General features: G+C 60.2%; 10 protein-coding genes and 5 pseudogenes. 7 read left to right on the top strand and 8 right to left on the bottom strand.

Translation table 11 applies throughout. From position 1 onward, the window contains the following. The first annotated feature begins 50 nt into the window (after positions 1-50). Both OKW45_RS05585 and OKW45_RS05580 read left to right on the top strand, forming a co-directional pair. A complete protein-coding gene (locus tag OKW45_RS05585; protein ID WP_429466476.1) occupies positions 51-5,465 on the top strand; it encodes an AAA family ATPase in 5,415 nt (1,804 codons plus the stop codon). Positions 5,466-5,584: 119 nt separating this feature from the next. After that, positions 5,585-5,696 (top strand): annotated as a pseudogene (locus OKW45_RS05580) (carbon-nitrogen hydrolase family protein); the annotation flags it as partial. A 132-nt stretch (positions 5,697-5,828) separates the two neighbouring features. Here the strand turns inward: OKW45_RS05580 and OKW45_RS05575 are convergent. From OKW45_RS05575 to OKW45_RS05560, 4 genes and pseudogenes are all read right to left on the bottom strand, one after another. Then, complete coding sequence (locus OKW45_RS05575) at positions 5,829-6,821, bottom strand: IS5 family transposase (RefSeq protein ID WP_018422560.1); 993 nt, start codon at positions 6,819-6,821, stop codon at positions 5,829-5,831. A gap of 679 nt (positions 6,822-7,500) precedes the next feature. Further along, positions 7,501-8,453, bottom strand: a pseudogene (locus OKW45_RS05570) (NAD-dependent epimerase/dehydratase family protein). Beyond that, positions 8,450-9,454: a fumarylacetoacetate hydrolase family protein gene (locus OKW45_RS05565; RefSeq protein WP_429466474.1), complete on the bottom strand. Its 1,005-nt coding sequence runs from the start codon at positions 9,452-9,454 to the stop codon at positions 8,450-8,452. Before OKW45_RS05565 ends, OKW45_RS05570 begins: the two are co-directional and overlap by 4 nt. Next, positions 9,451-10,017 (bottom strand): cupin domain-containing protein, encoded by a 567-nt coding sequence (locus OKW45_RS05560; protein WP_429466472.1) that lies wholly within the window; start codon positions 10,015-10,017, stop codon positions 9,451-9,453. The genes OKW45_RS05565 and OKW45_RS05560 overlap by 4 nt, the downstream gene beginning before the upstream one ends. A gap of 207 nt (positions 10,018-10,224) precedes the next feature. Here OKW45_RS05560 and OKW45_RS05555 point away from each other — a divergent pair, with 207 nt between their 5' ends. Beyond that, the gene (locus OKW45_RS05555; protein WP_429466470.1) at positions 10,225-10,629 is read left to right on the top strand and encodes a hypothetical protein; all 405 of its coding nucleotides are present in this window, start codon (positions 10,225-10,227) and stop codon (positions 10,627-10,629) included. A 53-nt stretch (positions 10,630-10,682) separates the two neighbouring features. After that, a complete protein-coding gene (locus OKW45_RS05550) occupies positions 10,683-10,964 on the top strand; it encodes a transposase (RefSeq protein WP_162633971.1) in 282 nt (93 codons plus the stop codon). A 100-nt stretch (positions 10,965-11,064) separates the two neighbouring features. Here OKW45_RS05550 and OKW45_RS05545 read toward each other — a convergent pair whose 3' ends face one another. Further along, positions 11,065-11,721 carry a TetR/AcrR family transcriptional regulator gene (locus tag OKW45_RS05545; RefSeq protein ID WP_429466468.1) on the bottom strand — a complete coding sequence of 219 codons (657 nt, stop codon included), beginning with the start codon at positions 11,719-11,721 and terminating at the stop codon, positions 11,065-11,067. 177 nt (positions 11,722-11,898) lie between these two features. Further along, positions 11,899-12,331: pseudogene (locus OKW45_RS05540) on the bottom strand (transposase); the annotation flags it as partial. Positions 12,332-12,971: 640 nt separating this feature from the next. On the opposite strand from OKW45_RS05540, the gene OKW45_RS05535 reads away from it, so the two are divergent. The 3 genes and pseudogenes from OKW45_RS05535 to OKW45_RS05525 form a co-directional block, all read left to right on the top strand. Beyond that, positions 12,972-13,709: an IS6 family transposase gene (locus OKW45_RS05535; RefSeq protein ID WP_018420919.1), complete on the top strand. Its 738-nt coding sequence runs from the start codon at positions 12,972-12,974 to the stop codon at positions 13,707-13,709. A gap of 210 nt (positions 13,710-13,919) precedes the next feature. Beyond that, positions 13,920-14,163, top strand: a pseudogene (locus tag OKW45_RS05530) (hypothetical protein). A gap of 102 nt (positions 14,164-14,265) precedes the next feature. After that, a pseudogene (locus tag OKW45_RS05525) lies at positions 14,266-14,495 on the top strand (IS6 family transposase); the annotation flags it as partial. Between the two features lie 659 nt (positions 14,496-15,154). Here OKW45_RS05525 and OKW45_RS05520 read toward each other — a convergent pair. Next, positions 15,155-15,388 (bottom strand): helix-turn-helix transcriptional regulator, encoded by a 234-nt coding sequence (locus tag OKW45_RS05520; RefSeq protein ID WP_429466466.1) that lies wholly within the window; start codon positions 15,386-15,388, stop codon positions 15,155-15,157. A 553-nt stretch (positions 15,389-15,941) separates the two neighbouring features. Continuing rightward, complete coding sequence (locus OKW45_RS05515; RefSeq protein WP_429466464.1) at positions 15,942-17,216, bottom strand: tyrosine-type recombinase/integrase; 1,275 nt, start codon at positions 17,214-17,216, stop codon at positions 15,942-15,944. Between the last annotated feature and the right edge of the window lie 139 nt (positions 17,217-17,355).

Raw genomic sequence — 17,355 nt, 5'->3', positions numbered from 1 at the left:
AGAGTGAAAGCGGAGTGCGGTGACGAACCCCACTGACGGTATGGGTGCCGATGAGTAATAGCCTTCAGATTCTTTGGGAGGATGGCGAGCGCATCCTGTGTCGAGGGTGGCATCCGGGCCATGGCGGCGGCCACAGCGTACTGGTTGCGCGGCCCGCCGCCGAGCATCCGCCACCCGCCAGCCTCGATCGCCTCGCTCACGAATTCGGGCTGAAGGACGAACTCGACGGCGCGTGGGCCGTGCGTCCGCTGGAGCTGGTGCGCGAAGGCGGCCGGATGCTGCTGGTGCTTGAGGATCCGGGCGGTGAGCCACTCGCGCGGCTGCTCGGCGCGCCCATGCCGGTGGAAAGTGTTTTGCGCCTCGCGGTCGGCATCGCTGCAGCGCTCGGCAAGTTGCACCAGCGTGGCCTCGTCCATAAGGACCTCAAGCCCGCCCATATCCTCGCGAACTGCGTGGACGGTCAGGCGCGGCTCACCGGCTTCGGCATCGCTTCGCGGCTCCTGCGTGAGCGACAGGCACCCGAGGCGCCTGACACCATTGCCGGTACGCTCGCCTATATGGCGCCCGAGCAGACTGGTCGGATGAATCGCTCAATCGATTCGCGTAGCGACCTCTATTCGCTCGGCATTACGCTCTATCAGATGCTCACCGGCGAGCTGCCATTTACGGCCGCTGATCCGATGGAATGGGTGCACTGCCACATCGCCCGAAAGCCGGTGCCGCCCAGCGCGCGGTTGGATACCGTCCCCGCTGCCCTCTCCCAGCTCGTCATGAAGCTGCTCGCCAAGACCGCCGACGAGCGCTACCAGACTGCCGCCGGTGTGGAGCATGATCTTCGGCGCTGCATGGCCGAATCGCAGCCTCAGTGCCGCATCGATGACTTCCAACTGGCCGAACACGACACGCCCGACCGGCTGCTGGTCTCGGAGAAGTTGTATGGGAGGGCACGCGAGGTCGACAGTCTGCTTGCGGCCTTCGACCGCGTGGTGACGGGCGGCGCGCCCGAATTGGTGCTCGTCTCCGGCTATTCCGGCATCGGCAAATCCTCGGTTGTCAATGAGCTGCACAAGGTGTTGGTGCCGTCGCGGGGGCTGTTCGCCTCCGGCAAGTTCGACCAGTACAAGCGCGACATTCCCTATTCGACCCTGGTGCAGGCTTTTCAGGGTCTCGTGCGACCGCTGCTTGGCAAGAGCGACGCCGAGCTGGCGAGCTGGCGCGGCGCGTTCCTGGAGGCGCTGGACCCGAATGCACGGCTCATGACCGACCTCCTCCCAGAACTGAAACTCATCATCGGTGAGCCGCCACCGGTCCCGCAACTTGAGCCGCAGCAGGCGCAAAGCCGTTTCCGGCTCGCGTTCCGCCGATTCATGAGCGTCTTTGCCCGACCGGACCATCCGCTGGCGCTGTTTCTCGATGATCTGCAGTGGCTCGACGCAGCGACGCTCGACCTTCTGGATGATCTGCTGACCCAGTCGAATGTGCAACACCTGATGTTGATCGGCGCTTACCGCGAGAATGAGGTCGATGCCAGCCATCCGCTGATGCGCAAGCTTGAATCGATCAAGAACGCCGGCGCCAAGATCGAGGAGATCACGCTTGCGCCGCTCGCCGAGGAGGACATCGAACGGTTGACGGGCGATGCGCTTCACTGCGAGCCGGAGCGCGCCGCGCCGCTCGCGCGACTGGTGCAGGAGAAGACCGCCGGCAATCCGTTCTTCGTGATTCAGTTTCTGTATGCGCTCGCTGACGAGGACTTACTCACCTTCGATCATGAGGAGGCGTGCTGGTGCTGGGATCTCCATCGCATCCATGCCAAGGGTTACACGGAGAATGTCATCGACCTGATGGTCGGCAAGCTGACTCGCCTGCCGGCCGACACGCAGCAGGCGTTGCAGCAGTTCGCCTGCCTCGGCAACGTTGCCGCGATCGGGATGCTTTCGATCGTTCTGGGAACCTCGGAGGATCAGGTCCACGCGGTCCTGTGGGAGGCGCTTCGTCAGGGATTGGTTGAGCGGTCGGACGGCTCCTACCGGTTTGTTCACGACCGGGTTCAGGAAGCCGCCTATTCGCTGATCCGGGAAGCGTCCCGCGCTGAGGTCCATCTTCGAATCGGAAGGCTGCTGCTGACGCACACGCCTGCCGAGAAACGGGACGCGTCGATCTTCGAGATCGTGGGTCAGCTCAACCGCGGCACCGCGCTGAATACTGAACAAGAACGTGAGCACCTCGCCGAGCTCAACCTGCTCGCCGGCCAGCGCGCCAAGGGGTCTACCGCCTACACCGCGGCGCTCACCTATCTCAATGCCGGTGCGGCGCTGTTGGCGGAAGATGGCTGGGCGCGCCGGCGCGAACTGATCTTTGCGCTGGAGCTGAACCGGGCCGAATGCGAATTTTTGACCGGCCAGTTATTGGTCGCAGAGGCGCGATTGGCGGCGCTGTCCAATCGCGCCATGACAACGGTCGAAAAGGCCAGCGTCGCGTGCCTGCACATGGATGTCTGCACGACCCTCGATCAAAGCGGCCGCGCGGTCGCTGTTTGTCTCGACTACCTCCGGCACGTCGGTATCGAGTGGGCCCCCCATCCGCAAGACGATGAGGTACGACGCGAATACGAGCGCATCGGGTCACGGCTTGCGGGCCGGACAATCGGGGAACTCATCGATTTGCCGCCGATGGAAGACCCGGCATCCCTCGCGACCGTCACTGTCCTGGTTAGGGTCTTGCCGCCAGCCTTGTTTACGGATGCGAACCTGGCTTCGCTGACGGTCTGCAAGGCGGTCAGTCTCTGCCTTGAGCGTGGCAACTGCGATGCATCGTGTTTCGCCTATGTCCAGCTCAGCAGGATTGCCGGACCGCGTTTTGGCGACTATCAGGCCGGATTTCGATTCGGCCAGCTCGGCTACGAACTGGTCGAACAACGCGAGTTGAACCGCTTCGAGGCGAGCACCTATTTTTGCTTCGCGCTTTTTGTCGTGTTCTGGACAAAACACGTGCGGGCTTGCCGTGATCTGATGCGCCGCGCGTTCGACGCGGCTAACCGGATCGGAGACCTCACGCATGGGGCATACACGTGCAGCAGCCTCAACTCGGACCTGCTTTTCGCCGGCGAGCCGCTGCCTGACGTGCAAGGCGAAGCCGAACATAGCCTTGCGTTCGCGGAGAAGGCGCGGTTCGGCCTTGTCATTGACATCATCACCACGCAACTCTCGCTGATCCGCACGCTGCGCGGCTTGACGCCGAAATTCGGTTGCTTTGACGACGGGCAGTTCAATGAACTTCGCACCGAATGCCATCTGTCCAGCAACCCGGTTCTGGCGATCGCTGCATGTTGGTACTGGATCCGGAAAGTGCAGGCACGCTATATCGCCGGCGACTATGCGACGGCTTTAGACGCCGCATCGAAGGCGCAACGGCTGCTCTGGACCTCATCCTCACTCTTTGAGGAGGCCGAATATCACTTTTACGGCGCACTGGCGCGAGCCGCATGGTGCGACTGCGCAGCAGCGGGCGAGCGGCAGCAGCACCTGGACGCCGTGGTCGCGCATCACAGGCAACTTCAACTGTGGGCGGAGAATGGTCCGGAGAATTTCGAGAACCGCGCCGCACTGGTCGGTGCCGAGATCGCCCGCCTCGAAGGGCGCGATGGTGACGCGATGCGGCTCTACGAGCAGGCCATCCACTCGGCGCAGGCAAACGATTTTGTCCACCATGAGGCGCTTGCCAATGAACTCGCGTCCCGCTTCTACGCGGCGCACGGTCTTGAGAAAATTGCCCGAGTGTATTTGCAGGACGCCCGCTACGGCTACCTGCGTTGGGGAGCCGACGGGAAGGTCCGGCAACTAGACGAGGAGTATCCGTACCTTAGGACGGAAGAGTCCGCGCCCACCCCGACGAGCACAATCTCGGCGCCGGTCGAACACCTCGACCTCGCCACCATGATCAAGGTATCGCAGGCTGTGTCGGGCGAGATCGTGCTTGAGAAGCTGATTAAAACGCTGATGCGAACAGCGATTGAACAGGCCGGAGCTGAGCGTGGGCTGCTAATTTTGCTGTGCGGCGGTGAACAGCACGTTGCCGCAGAAGCTACGACCCGCCTCGACTCGACTCATGTGGAACTGTGCGACGTTCCAGTGAGCACCGCGTTGTTGCCAGAGTCAGTCCTCTTCCACGTCCTGCGCACCCGGGAGAGCCTCGTTTTTGACGATGCCGCACTCGAGCCATCGTTTGCGGGGGACCCCTACCTCCGCCAGCGGAGGGCGCGTTCTGTTCTCTGCCTGCCCTTGATCAATCAGGCCACGCTCATCGGCGCGCTGTACCTCGAAAACAATCTGACCACGCGCGTCTTCGCGCCGGCCCGGGTTGTGGTGCTCCGGCTCCTTGCTTCGCAGGCGGCGACCTCACTCGAGAATACCCGTTTGTACCGCGGCCTCGAACACCGCGAAGCCAAGATCCGGCGCCTGGTCGACGCCAATATCATTGGTATTTTCATATGGGATCTCGAGGGTCACATTCTCGAGGCCAACGACGCGTTTCTGCGCATCGTGGGTTACGACCGCGATGACCTCATGGCGGGCCGGCTACGCTGGATGGACCTCACGCCACCGGAATGGCTCGCCCGTGACCTGAGTCAATGGATACCACAGCAGAAAGTGACTGGGCGTCTGGAACCCTTCGAAAAGGAGTACTTCCGCAAAGACGGCAGCCGCGTGCCCGTGCTGATCGGCGTCGCCACGTTCGAGGAGGGCGGAAACGAGGGTGTCGCGTTCGTGCTCGATCTGACGGAACGCAAGGAGGCAGAGCACCGCTTGCGTGAGTCCTACGAGATGCTGCGAGAGCTCACCTCCCGTCGGGAGACGGCTCGGGAGGAAGAGCGTAAGCACATTGCACGGGAAATGCACGACGAACTGGGACAACACCTTACCGCGCTTCGCATGAGGGCGTCGATGTTAGCCCTGCAGTTTGGCAAGGACGTCCCAGCGCTGGCCGAACAGGCCCAGGCACTGACGGCGCTGGTGGACAACACCATGCGGGTTGTCCGGGGTGTCATCGCGTCGCTACGCCCTGCAGCACTGGACGCAGGCATTGGGGCTGCGCTCGAGTGGCTCGCTGCAGAATTCAACCGCAACCCGCGCACGGTGTGTCTCCTCCGCGTGCGGGACGAAAACCTTGTACTGAGCGAGGACCGCGCCATCGTGCTGTTTCGCGTAGTCCAGGAGGCGCTGACCAATGTTGCCCGTCACGCTGCGGCCAGCCAGGTAATCATCACGCTCGAGCGAACGCCGGATTCCTGTCTGCTGGAAGTACGGGACGACGGTCAAGGATTCGATCCTCTGGCGACCAGAAAAAGATCGTTCGGACTGGCGGGAATGGAGGAGCGCGTCCTGATGCTGGGTGGCCGGATCGTTGTTGTCAGTTCACCGGGAAACGGCTGCGCGATCACCGTGCACCTTCCTGTTTTTCCATGAGACCGGGTACGCGACTGACATGATGTACACATGAAGGTCCGGCTGCGGAGGGCGGATCGAACCGCTGGATGCAACGCACTCCTACGCAGCAACGGTGTTCGAGCCTTACTGGGTAATGGATCTGCGGTGAGAACACGAACCCGCTCGCCCGGTACGCCCTTGCTGCACAGGGCGCACAGATTCATATCTCGGCATGGCCGGCCATTTGGCCGACCCGTCCGCCGAATTCTAGGGAATCGCTGATTAATAGGCCATCCCGCGAGGTTGTCGGCGGCGCTGGTTCGGAATTTCCGGATGCCGAAATGAAGCGTTGGCAATTCTGGTGAGTTTTGACCTGAGGATGCGCCTCATTTCTCGCATTTTTCACACGCATGACGGACTGCTCCCATGAACCGACCGCAACCGGTTTCGCGCGATCACCAGGTTCGCCAGGGCGAACAGACTGAACAGTTGCGCCGTGTTCTTGGCCAGTCCCTTGTAGCGCACCTTGCGATGACGGAACAGGTTCTTGACGATATGAAACGGATGCTCGACCCGTGCGCGAATCTGCGCCTTGGTTCGCTCGACCGCAACCACCAGGTCCTTCAGCGGACCGTCCTGCATCGCCTTGATCTTTCCGCGCTTGGCCGCCACGCGCCACTTCACCGACTTGCCCTTCATTTCGTCGCGTTTGTCTACGCCGATGTAGCCCGCGTCGCCGAACGCTTCCTCTTCATGCCCGTGCAGCAGCGCATAGGCTTGCGAGACATCCGACACGTTGGCGGACGTGCCGACCACGCTGTGAACCAGTCCCGAATCGGCATCGACGCCGATGTGCGCCTTCATGCCGAAGTGCCACTCGTTACCTTTCTTCGTTTGATGCATTTCCGGATCGCGACTCTTCCCGGCGTTCTTGGTCGACGACGGCGCTTCGATGATCGTCGCGTCGACCAGCGTGCCTTCCTTCATCATCAATCCGCGTTCGCACAGCGAAATGCCGATCTCGTCGAACAGCTTCCGCGTCAGGTCATATTCGACCAGCAGGCGCCGGAACTTCAACAGCGTGGTCGCGTCCGGAACGTCCTCGACCGCCAGATCGATGCCGGCGAAGGCTCGCATCGCGATGCTGTCGTACATCGCGTCTTCCAGACCTTCGTCCGACAGGCCGTACCACTGCTGCAGAAAGTAGATTCGAAGCATCCGCTCCAGACCAATCGGCGGACGGCCACGCTCACCCTTCGGGTAGTACGGCTCGATCGCCGACAGCAACCGCGGCCATGGGACGACCCTCTCCATCTCTGTCAGGAAGCGCTGACGCCTGGTCACCCGCTTCTTGCCCGCACTTTCCGCTTCTGCAAAGCTGATCTGCCGCTTCATCACTATGGGTCCGTTCCGTGAGCTTCCTTCTACAACGCACTCGGACACCTCAGCGATGACGGCCAAGCCTGATAAATCAGTGTTTCCCTAGGGCGAATTTCGACAATCTTGCGGCGAATCGAACCTCTCGCAGGGAGTCATTCGCTCGAGGGAGGCTTTCGGCATCTTGAACGCAGGGTTCATGGACAAGACGACGCTCGACGCGTTGCTTTCCAACGGCGACTCAGTTCCTCTACCCGACCGGAGCTGCGATTGGCGACACACTGCAAAAAGAAGAGGGAATCGGCTACGCGACCTTCAAACTTGAACAGTGTGCGGAGCCAAAACAGTTTCATGACATCGTCGGCTATTACAACCAGTTTGACGTCTTTGACCTCGTCATCGACCGTCGACGACTCAGCCCAGCGACATTCAAGGACGAGGCAGAAGTGGAGCGTCAAGTGGCGTCCGTCGCAGCAAAGCCCTCTCTCAATCGGGCTGCCGAATCGACCGAGTGTTAGTCAGTTCGCCACGGTGCCATGGCATGCGCACGATGCGGCAGCGGCACCAACCTGCCGATCGTCGCTGCGAGCTCCGTGTATTCACCCAGGTTTATGGAACTCGGCGGTGACACCGCGAACGTGTCGGCAGAACCGGCCGCCGTGAAACGACGTTTTGTGTCCGCCCACAGCGTTGCGTTTCAATCGTCGCTTAGCGCGCGAGCGATCAGGGAATCGACGGTGCCGTCGTGCTGGAAACCGGCCTCGACTGCGCGCCGGTCCATCAGTGGCGGCTGACGGCCAAACAGGCGCTCGATCCGGTCGTCGGGAGAATAGTCGACGCGGGCCGAGCCGAAGCGAACCGCGAGCGCGTCGACGAGATCCTCTTCACTTCAAGGTGCAGCACGGGAGGTGTCCACACACGTTGGGCATGCAGTCCGTCGGCTGACAGGCGCGCCGCATGCAACAGATTGTCGACGCAACACGGACGCGACATCCACCATGCGCTCGCCGACGGCGAAACCGGACACGTGTAACGCTGGCCGAGTTGCGCCGCGCGAAAGATCGCGCTCATGAAAGCGGAGCCATGCCCCGCCGACAGACCCGGCCGCGCGACAATTCCGGGCAGGCGCAGCGAACGGCCATCGAGCTTGCCGCGGCGCGTCCAGTCCGACAGAAGCTGTTCGCCGACCAGCTTGTGCACGCCGTAACTGGTCGTCGGCTTGGGCAGAGTGTGTTCGTCCATCAGCGGCGGGAGCGGCGCGCCGTACACGGCCACACTGCTCGCGAATACGACCCGCGGCACCCGCGAATGCGCTTGCGCCTGTTGCGCGAGCCGCTCGAACAGCGCGAGCGTCGCACACAGATTGACGCGGTCGCCGAGAGCGTGGTCGGCTTCGGCCTGGGCCCCGGGCACGCTTGCCAGATGAAAGACGATATCGACAGGTTCCGACAGCAGCGAATCAAGCGTGCGCGGCGCACCGAAATCGCCGGCGAGAAGGCTGACCCGAGCGTGTTCGGGAGCGTTGTAGAACGCCTGATCGACCAGCAGAAGTTGCGACACGTCGCCGGCGCAGGCGACGCCTTCACTCAATAGCCGCTGAACCAGCGCGCGACCGACAAAACCGTTGGCCCCCGTTACGAGGACTCTCATTGTTGCGCCTCGCCTTTGCCGGCCATCGCCGCCCGCATCACGCGCTGATCGATCGTGCCGAAGGGCGCACCGCCGTCTTCGTCGCGCGCTGTCATGTTGACCCGGTCGCCGAAGCGCATGAAGGCCGTCCTCGCCTGCCCCTCATCGACGATCTCGATCACGCGGCGCTCCGCGATGCATGCTGACCCCGCCGCGCGGTCAACGTTGGATACCGTGCCCGAGCCGATGATCGTCCCCGCCGACAACTTGCGCGTACGCGCCGCGTGTGCGATCAGTTCGCCAAATCCAAAGTTCATCTCGCTTCCGCACGGGTGCCCGAACCACTGCCCGTTCCACTCGACGTGCAAGCGCAGATGCACGCGGCCATCGCGCCACTGATTACCCAGTTCGTCGGGCGTGAGCGCGACGGGCGCGAAGCTGGTCGAAGGCTTGGCTTGCAGAAACCCGAAGCCGCTTTTCATTTCGCGCGGTCCAAACCCGCGCAGGCTCCAGTCGTTGATCTGCACGACGAGACGAATATGCTTCATTGCGTCAGTCGCCGACACACCCATCGGCACGCCGTCGACAACCACGCCGAACTCGCCTTCGAAGTCGATGCCGTCGCGCTCATCCGGCAGCCGCACGTCTTCGGTCGGACCCAGGAAGTCGTCGCTCGCGCCCTGGTACATGACTGGCACGGTATCGAATTCGGGAATCGGCGGCGTGTTGAATGCACGCTCCATCAAACGGCCGTGATTGAGAAACGCGGAACCGTCGCACCATTGCGGACTGCGTGGCAACGGCGCAGAGCAGGCGGCTGGATCGAACGCAAAAGCATCGGCGGCATGGCCGTCATTGAGTTCTTCGTAACGCGTTTGCAAGCGAGGCGCGACGTCCGTCCAGTGCTCGATGGCATCGAGCATCGTGTCGGCAATTCCCGCTGCCTTCACGGCATGACAAAGGTCGCGCGAGATGACGAGCAGCGTGCCGTCGCGATGACCGCGCAAAGTGGCCAGTTTCATCGTGTTTCGGTCTCCATCGACGTGTTGAGCGCCGCCGCAATGGCGCTGTTATAGGTGCCGTCGATCAGCACGAACAACATCCGGCAGACCCGGTTCGAGCGGTTGGCCCACGCGTGATTGGTCCCGCGCTGGATCACGACGCTGCCAGACGCGAGCGCCACTTCGCCTTCGTCGAGAATCAACGTCATTTCGCCATCAATCACCACGCCGTAGTCGATCGACTCCGTGCGATGCATCAGCGGATGCGGAGAATCGCTCTGCACCGTCGACACATTGGCATCGCCCGTTTCGCTGAACGCCGCTTGCATTTTCGACGCGCCTTGCGCGAGAAACTCCTGCGTATCCGGCGGAATGTCGACAAAGCGAAAACGCGTGCCTTGTTCCGGCGGCGGCAGCATCAAGGGTCCGGCGGTCGGGTCCGGCCCGTTGTCCACGCAGGCCGGGCTGCCTGCCGTCGACCAGACTTCGTGAAAGACCGTGCCTTGAATGGCCTTGATATCGACGACGCTTGGCAATGGACCATCGGAGGCGACGATGGCGCCATCGCGGCATGACTCAAGCAAAACAGTCTCCGGGATTCCCGGGGCGCTTCATAACCCTTGAAATGATCGGCGTCGTAGTCGGCTACCGCAGCTACATGGCTGGATCGCACTGCCGCATAAATTAGTGATCCTTATGTTAAGTGCTTTCGCCTGCGCGCCCTTCAACAAGTCGACAATACTACGAAGAGTGCGACTACCCCATAAGGATTCCCTTACCGGAAATTCAGCATGGATCCCCCTTATTTTCCTGATCTCCTGACAGCAACACGAAAACTGGTCGCATACGATGAATGCACGTCGATCGTCCTTTATCTGAGTGTTGCCATGGTTCCCCATTTGTCTCAGAGAGAAGATTCGATCGAGCATATCAATGCAATGTGCTTACACCTCTTCAATTTGTGGTGCGAAACGAGAAGCGTCGTGCCGCTGACGTATCTATTAAGAGCCTGGCCGCTGATGAACAGCGATCCCGAGACTCTCCGGCGTCTTGGAACCGCATTACGCGACCTCAGACGGCAACATCTGCACGATTCCAACGATGCCTCGTTTCAGGAAAGCTGCGAGCTATCGGATTGTGTCGAGGAATTGCTTGCTCCGTCGTCCCCGTCAACGTGGGTGATGAGCGGCTGGTAGCGCGAGCGAAGATACCCTGGCCCGCGCAATGCAATGGGTATGTGGAGGACAGCGTGCATTTCAACGAAATCAGTGACGAAGAGTGGCTGCTGATCGCGCCCGTCCTGGCGGACACCCCCATTCCTCAACGGCAGCGTGGCCGGCCGCGCGCACAGGTTCGCGTCGTGGCCAATGCCGTGCTGTGGGTACTGACGACCGGCAAATCCTGGTCTATGCTCCCGAGCCACTATCCGTCGGCGCCGACGTGCCGGCACCGGTTCGAGACGTGGCGTTCGAGCGGCGCCCTTGCGGAGATGTGCCGGCTTCTTTCGAACACCGGACGCAAGTTTCATTGAGAAAAGCTCCGTTCATCGCACTACTGCGACGCGAACACTTTAATCTGACAACGCCCGCGGATCCAATACGCCACGGGGTGGCTGTCCAACGTCCCTCGACTCAGTCGGGCATGCCCGCCAGATGATCGGCCAAAGGTATTTCGTGCGGCGATGCCCACAATCCACATGAAAAAAATCCGGTAAGCACTGTTTGCACCATCTTGTCGCTCATCAATTGCGGATCGCACATTCTAAAAAGCTGCACACCATCGCACAGGCTCATCAATCCAAGCGCGAGAGCATCGGTGTGGCGCGCCATCGGGGCGCCATCGCACTCCGAAATCCTACGGATGTACGCGCTAATCTGTTCGAGCTTTTCTTGCCGGAAGGCATTGATGCGCTGCTGAAGCGCGGTGTCTCGGAACGCCAGTAATTTGGCCTCGACCCACAGCGGAAAGCAATCGTTCTCAAGAAAAGAACGGCTGTAGTGCGCGACGGCGCGCTCCTTCATTTCCTCGGGCGTGCCACGCTCCTTCATGATCTGCTGAAGATTCGCTAGCGCCCTATCGTCATCGCGGCGCAGTAGCTCGATCAGCAGTTCGAGTTTTCCGCCGAAATTTGAATAGAACGCGCCGCGCGTATAGCCAGCCGCTTCAGCGATTTCCTCCACGCTTGTTGCGGCCAGTCCCTTTTCAATGAACATCCTCCGTGCAGCCTCGAACAGGAACTCTTGAGTCTTTTCTCTGCGCTGCGAGTGTGTCAGGCGTTCGCGCTTCATGGCATAGCGTACTGGTCAGGCGCCATCTGCGTTGCCGCCAATCGGCGCGCATGTCAGCGGACGCGTTTCGAAATGGTTCGGTCAAAAGGAGTATCGGACCCATAGTCCGGTCTAAGTGACGCTGGACTCTGAGTGATCGCTATGCGAAGTAGTACCTATGTTCCCAGTTCGTGGAATTGATCGGCGGCGTGCGAGATTCGAGCGCGACACACCTAGGACTTCACAGACCGGCTTCATCGGTCGTCGCCTACCCCCCGGCCGCAATGGTGGGCGCGCAATTTTTTGGCCGACCACACTCCGCTGCTTCGCGGAGGATTTCCACTTCCATTGTCTTTTGGCCCAGCAGTCGCTGCAGTTCACGAATCCGCTTCATGGCTTCGGCGAAGTCCGTTGCCGGCACCACCTGCTCACGTGCACTCACTGCGGTCAGGCTGCCGTCCCGATAGAGCTTGCGCCACGCAAACACCTGGTTCGCATTTACCTGATGACGACGCGCTACGCCAGAAACGGTGGCTCCGGGTTCGAACGTTTCACGCACAATCGCCAGTTTCTCTTCAACCGAGCGGCGTCGGCGCCGCTCCGGCTGGGTCAGAACCTCAACGGGTTCCATCTTGTTAGTGGTAGGGCGTTCGCGATTGCTTCAGCAAACAGCAGTGTGGAACTGGTACGCAGCAAAGCGGCGAGCACAGTCGTAGAAAAGTATTGGTTCATGGTGATAGCTCCGGCTACGCGACCCATCGCGTAAGTTGCTACAGTACAGCGAATCTTCGTATGATGGATTGCAGCCGCAAAACAATCGCATGAAGAATTGTTCACGCACAATGGGTTAGAACAGACGTTGTAAACTGCTGCGGAGACCTTATAGTCAGCCACCATTTACATGATTCTGCCCGCCTTGTTAAATCAGTACTCTTCTTAGTGCCACTGACCGGAAATCGACGGATACTGTTTGCAAGGACTTCCCCCGAGAGTCAAGAGCGGGCTTTGATCTTTTTTCGATGCGCACAGAGACTGGATGCCTACTTGCAGGTGGGCCTGTTGGCGTAGTCATTTCACTGTCCTCAAGTCGGCTGCCGCTGTCGTGTCGAAAGCAATACCAGGAACAGACTGCGTCTTTGCAAACGGCCTTGTTGCCCGAAACGTATCGGGCGGGCACGATATGAGCCGGCCGGGAGAACCCTATTTGAAAACCGGCGAACAGGCATGAGGGCGTTGTCACGTTCGCGGGGCCGGTCGACTAAGATGTCGTGATGAAAAAGACGATATCGCTCTATTACGGTCACAGGTTCCCGGCGTCAATCATCAGCCACGCCGTTCGGTGGTATTTTCGCTTCCAGCTCAGCCTGCGCGACACCGAGGAGTTGCTGTTCGAGCGTGGCGTGGTCGTCAGCCATGAATCGATCCGCAGGTGGGCCGATAAGTTCGGTGCCGGCTTCGCGCATCGCGTCAAGGCTGCGCGGCGCCAGCCGGGCGGCACCTGGCATCTTGACGAGATGTTCGTGACATTGCGCGGCGAGCCTTATGTGCTGTGGCGCGCGGTCGACCGGCACGGCATCGAACTCGACATCCTCCGGCAAAAGCGCCGCGACAAGGCGGCGGCCAAACGCTTCTTCAAACGTGTACTGGCGGCCTGTCATAAGGTGCCGAAGAAAATCGTCACCGACCAACTGCGCAGTTACCCCGCGGCAAAGGCCGAAATCCCGGAACTCGCGAACGTAAAGCATGTGTTCGTCAAGGCGGCTGCCCGCGTCAACAACCGTGCAGAGAACGGCCATCAGCCGACGCGTGAACGCGAGCGACGCATGAGAGGGTTCCGGCTATCCGAACGCACGCAGGTCTTCCTCTCGTGCTTCGGGCCAATCCGGCAACACTTTGCGCTCAAGCGTCATTTGCTTCGCGCTTCGCTTTATTGCAAGCAGCTCGCCGCGCGGTTTGTCGCATGGCGCGAATTCACCGAGACTGCCCAGAATCCCTCTGCAGTCTTCTGAGTGATTGACTCACCTGCCCATAATTCGCCGGGTAATCGGTAATGTGACAACGCCGTGAAAACCCTTGTATGCCATTCTTCATGCTGCTCGCGGTTCAGGAAATCCTGACGGCCGAAATCAGCGCTTCCTGATATGACATTCCGCCAAAGCCGATTGGTCGCGCACACCGATCGCCATAGCATCGATTCATCGTGCATCGCGGGGAAAGTCATGGCGGGCGACAGATCGCTGCGTTCTCAGGTCGAAAAACTGATTGGCTCGACGCGTGGCCAAGCGGCGCGCGTGCGCCTGCTGGAGCGCACCCGCTCGGGCGGCACCTGCCGCGTGTGCATTCAGATCGACCGGCCGACCGGGACGTTTTCACTTTTCTTTTTTTCGCCATGCCGACGGCACGTGGCACGTGTTTCCGCCGGGCCAGCGCCGTCTGGCGGGGATAAGCCGCAAAGCGGCCTGACCGTTCAGCAAGCCGAGGGAGACGCCCATGCTCGATGACGCTTCAAACACAGTGCCGCAGGTATTGTCAAGTTGGCGCCGGGGTCGACGAATATAATGGGGCATGAAGAAAGCTTCCGTTTCCGTTTTGCTGTCGTCGGAGGCGCCGATTCGTTCAAGGGCTATTGATTTCCGCCGGACATCATCAGCTACGCGGTGTGGCTGTATTACTGGTTCCCGCTCAGCCTGCGCATGGTTGAGGAGATGCTGGCGGCACGGGGAATCGAGCTTACGTACGAAACGGTGCGGTGCTGGGCGACGAAGTTCGGTCTGGCGGTCGCGAAGCGTATCCGTTCGACAGCATATACGCCATAAATCAACTATCTTTTTGATTCAAAATCAAACACTTGAACTTCACATTCGAGTCCTCTCCTGAGCCCAGCGGCAAAGGTCTCGTACGACGGCCATGGATAAGCGGAACGCGCTCGGCTAGTTCGAGGTCGAGCAAACCATGCTGCGATGGCACGACACTGGTCGGCAGATGAGGCGCTGTTCATCGCGTCAAGAGTATCGTGAGGACGACCGCCTGGATCGCACCGCCGTCTCAGTTCCGGCCAAGAGACGCTTTTCCTTCAGGTTCGATGCGAAGTTAGCGATTTTTGGACACGGATCGGACACGGGGTGGGTGGGTGCCATGCAACGCTTTCGCGGGAAACCGCGAGAGTCCCGCCCCCTGCGCTCTCCCGAAAGACGCTTCAATGCTTATCTGCTCTCAGGTTCGCCCGGCAGCATTCGAAAGCGCTTGCGAGGCTGAGGCGACGAGCCATGGGTGATTCCTGCCCGTCGCAAGGTTGGCGGACCTGCGTGCCCGCGCAGCGTTTCGGCGCAGATCGGCGACCCCCATCTGTCCCATCCCCGGCGAGTGCCATCTACAAAACAAACGACGAATTTGCGCTCACGCCCTTGGCTTGGCAGCCGGCAACCGGACGTGTCACGATTTACGACGCATATCGTCAACATTTTCCAGCAACCTGCCGCTTCTTAGCACCTGAATTTTCTGGCGGCAGGAGCTTAGCGACCGGGCGTGTGTCAGCCCAGTACTGAACCTCACGTGCGAGCCACCCTATCCTCCGCCCCGATAGCAACCGTGGCTCTGGAAACGTTTTCTCGCGAACCAGTTGCTGTACGGTCGACGGTGACAGAGAGAGGGCCTGAGCCACTTCTTTCAGAGAGAGACAGATTTTCATGGCGGCTTAGCCTTCATCGGTTTCCGTTGGATCTTGACTACCGTCAATAGGACCGAACTGACGATGTGCGGCGATTCATCTTTGCGCTTGGTGTACTTCAAAACTTAATACGCGGCGTTAGGTGTAGCAAACGCACCGGAGAAATAGAAATGCCATTTTCCCGCCCAATTGCCAAATGAGGCGCTTCCCGAGACTACCGGGAAATACCATACGCTACACGACGCCAGGTCGAAAACTGCTTAACGCTCGTTTCCTGGCGTTGATCCTTCTTATTTCGATGTTCAACGGCGCTTCACTTTCGTCGGGCTGCGTTGGAAGAACGAAGGCTCGCGCTGTTCACCGCATTTCCAGACTGATCGCCAGCCCATACCCGATGATAGCGGTTCGTGAAATTGTTCGATCGGAATCCACGAGAGGTGCACGGCGGCCGCGGGAAAGACTCGAGCTGGTGAAGCGCCCGCCGCGACGTCGCATATTTACTCGCGAGTCGTAACATCGTCTAACCACCAGCGTGCAATTTTGCCCTGCGTCGAAGACCGGCATAGAGACCGTGTTACTTCCTTGGAGGATATGTCGCCGCGATCTCTTCCAAGCGATGCGACAGTTTCGTGAGCCACTCGCGCCGCTCTCTATCGTAGGTATGCCGGTTATAGATACCGATGATTCCAGGCTGGACATGACCGAGGACGGCCTCGGCGATTTCGTTCGGACAACCAAGTGTTGCAAGCAGTGTGCGGGTCGTGCGTCGAAGATCGTGGGCGGACCAATGCGTCACGGGTAGTCGCGGGCGATCATGGTTCGGTGCGATTTTGCAGTACGGCTGATGATAGTAGACGCCGTGCTGGACTACGGTCTGGCCCATCGTCTTCCCACGCGCCGAAGGAAACAGAACCGTCCCCTTTGCCTGATCGAGCCGTCGCCGCACAATTACTTCGGCGCGGCCCACGAGCGGCACTCGCAGATCCGTTGCTTTCTCGTTATTAAGCCCCTTTGTCTTTTGTTTGGGAATCGTCCACCAAAGACCATCGCTTTCGTCGGCGATCTCGGTGCTCTCCATAGCGACAATCTCGCCCCCTCTTGTGCCAGTCCACAGGTAGAGCGTCAATGCATCGGCGACAGTCAAGCTGAAATTCGGCAGCCATCGCATCAATGTGCTCAGTTCCTCTACCGAGAGCACCCTCTTTTGTGTCCCGGTATATTGGCCCTCGACCTTGCGCCCTTTGCTCTTCAGTCGCCCTCTTAGAACTTCCTTCCACCAGTTAGCGGTGTTTTCAGGAAGACGACCAGCATCGAGCGCGTAGTGCCAGGCACCGCCAAGCTCCATGCGAAGGCGAGCTGCGAGCACTGGAGTCGACCGGTATGATTCGAGCAGATCGAAAGCCGCGGCGCGCGTGATGGTAGCCGCAGGCTTATCCGCGATAGGCCCTAACATCGCTTTGAAGATACGTGCGACCTCGACTGCACCTTTGGTCTTCCGGTTGACTTCTACATGCCCCCGCAGATAGTCGCGGCACAGTTGTTCGACGGTGTAATTGTTCGGTGATGGACGAGTAGCCTCTGCTTCCGTCATTCGACGCAGTGCGGAGAGCTCGGCGCCCGAGTCTCTCTCGATGCGGCTCTTCTCCCACGCGGCGATGGCTCCGGCAAACGACATTGCTGGCCATTCACCGAGCTTCACTTGCCGCATGCGGCTATCGACCGGTGACTTGTAGCGATACGTCCACGATTTCCGGCTCGTAGACGCTTGCAAGCGCAGTCCGGGAAATCCATCAAAGGTCATGTGATCGCCGCTCGGCAGTGTGGCTGCGGCACGTGCATCGAAGCGCATTCTTCCCTCGGCGTAGGTTTTTCTGAGGGAAGAATATCCGGCGTAGGTTTCCTTGGCAACGCCGAAAAAACCTACGCCGACGTTGCAAGTTTAGGCATACGGAGACAAGCTTCGATGTGCCGACTGGCGCCGCCAATAG

This window comes from Paraburkholderia lebeckiae, assembly GCF_050436225.1.
Lineage (GTDB): Bacteria > Pseudomonadota > Gammaproteobacteria > Burkholderiales > Burkholderiaceae > Paraburkholderia > Paraburkholderia tuberum.
The sequence above is the reverse complement of the archived record's forward strand: the minus strand, read 5'-3'. Positions and strand labels throughout refer to the sequence as shown.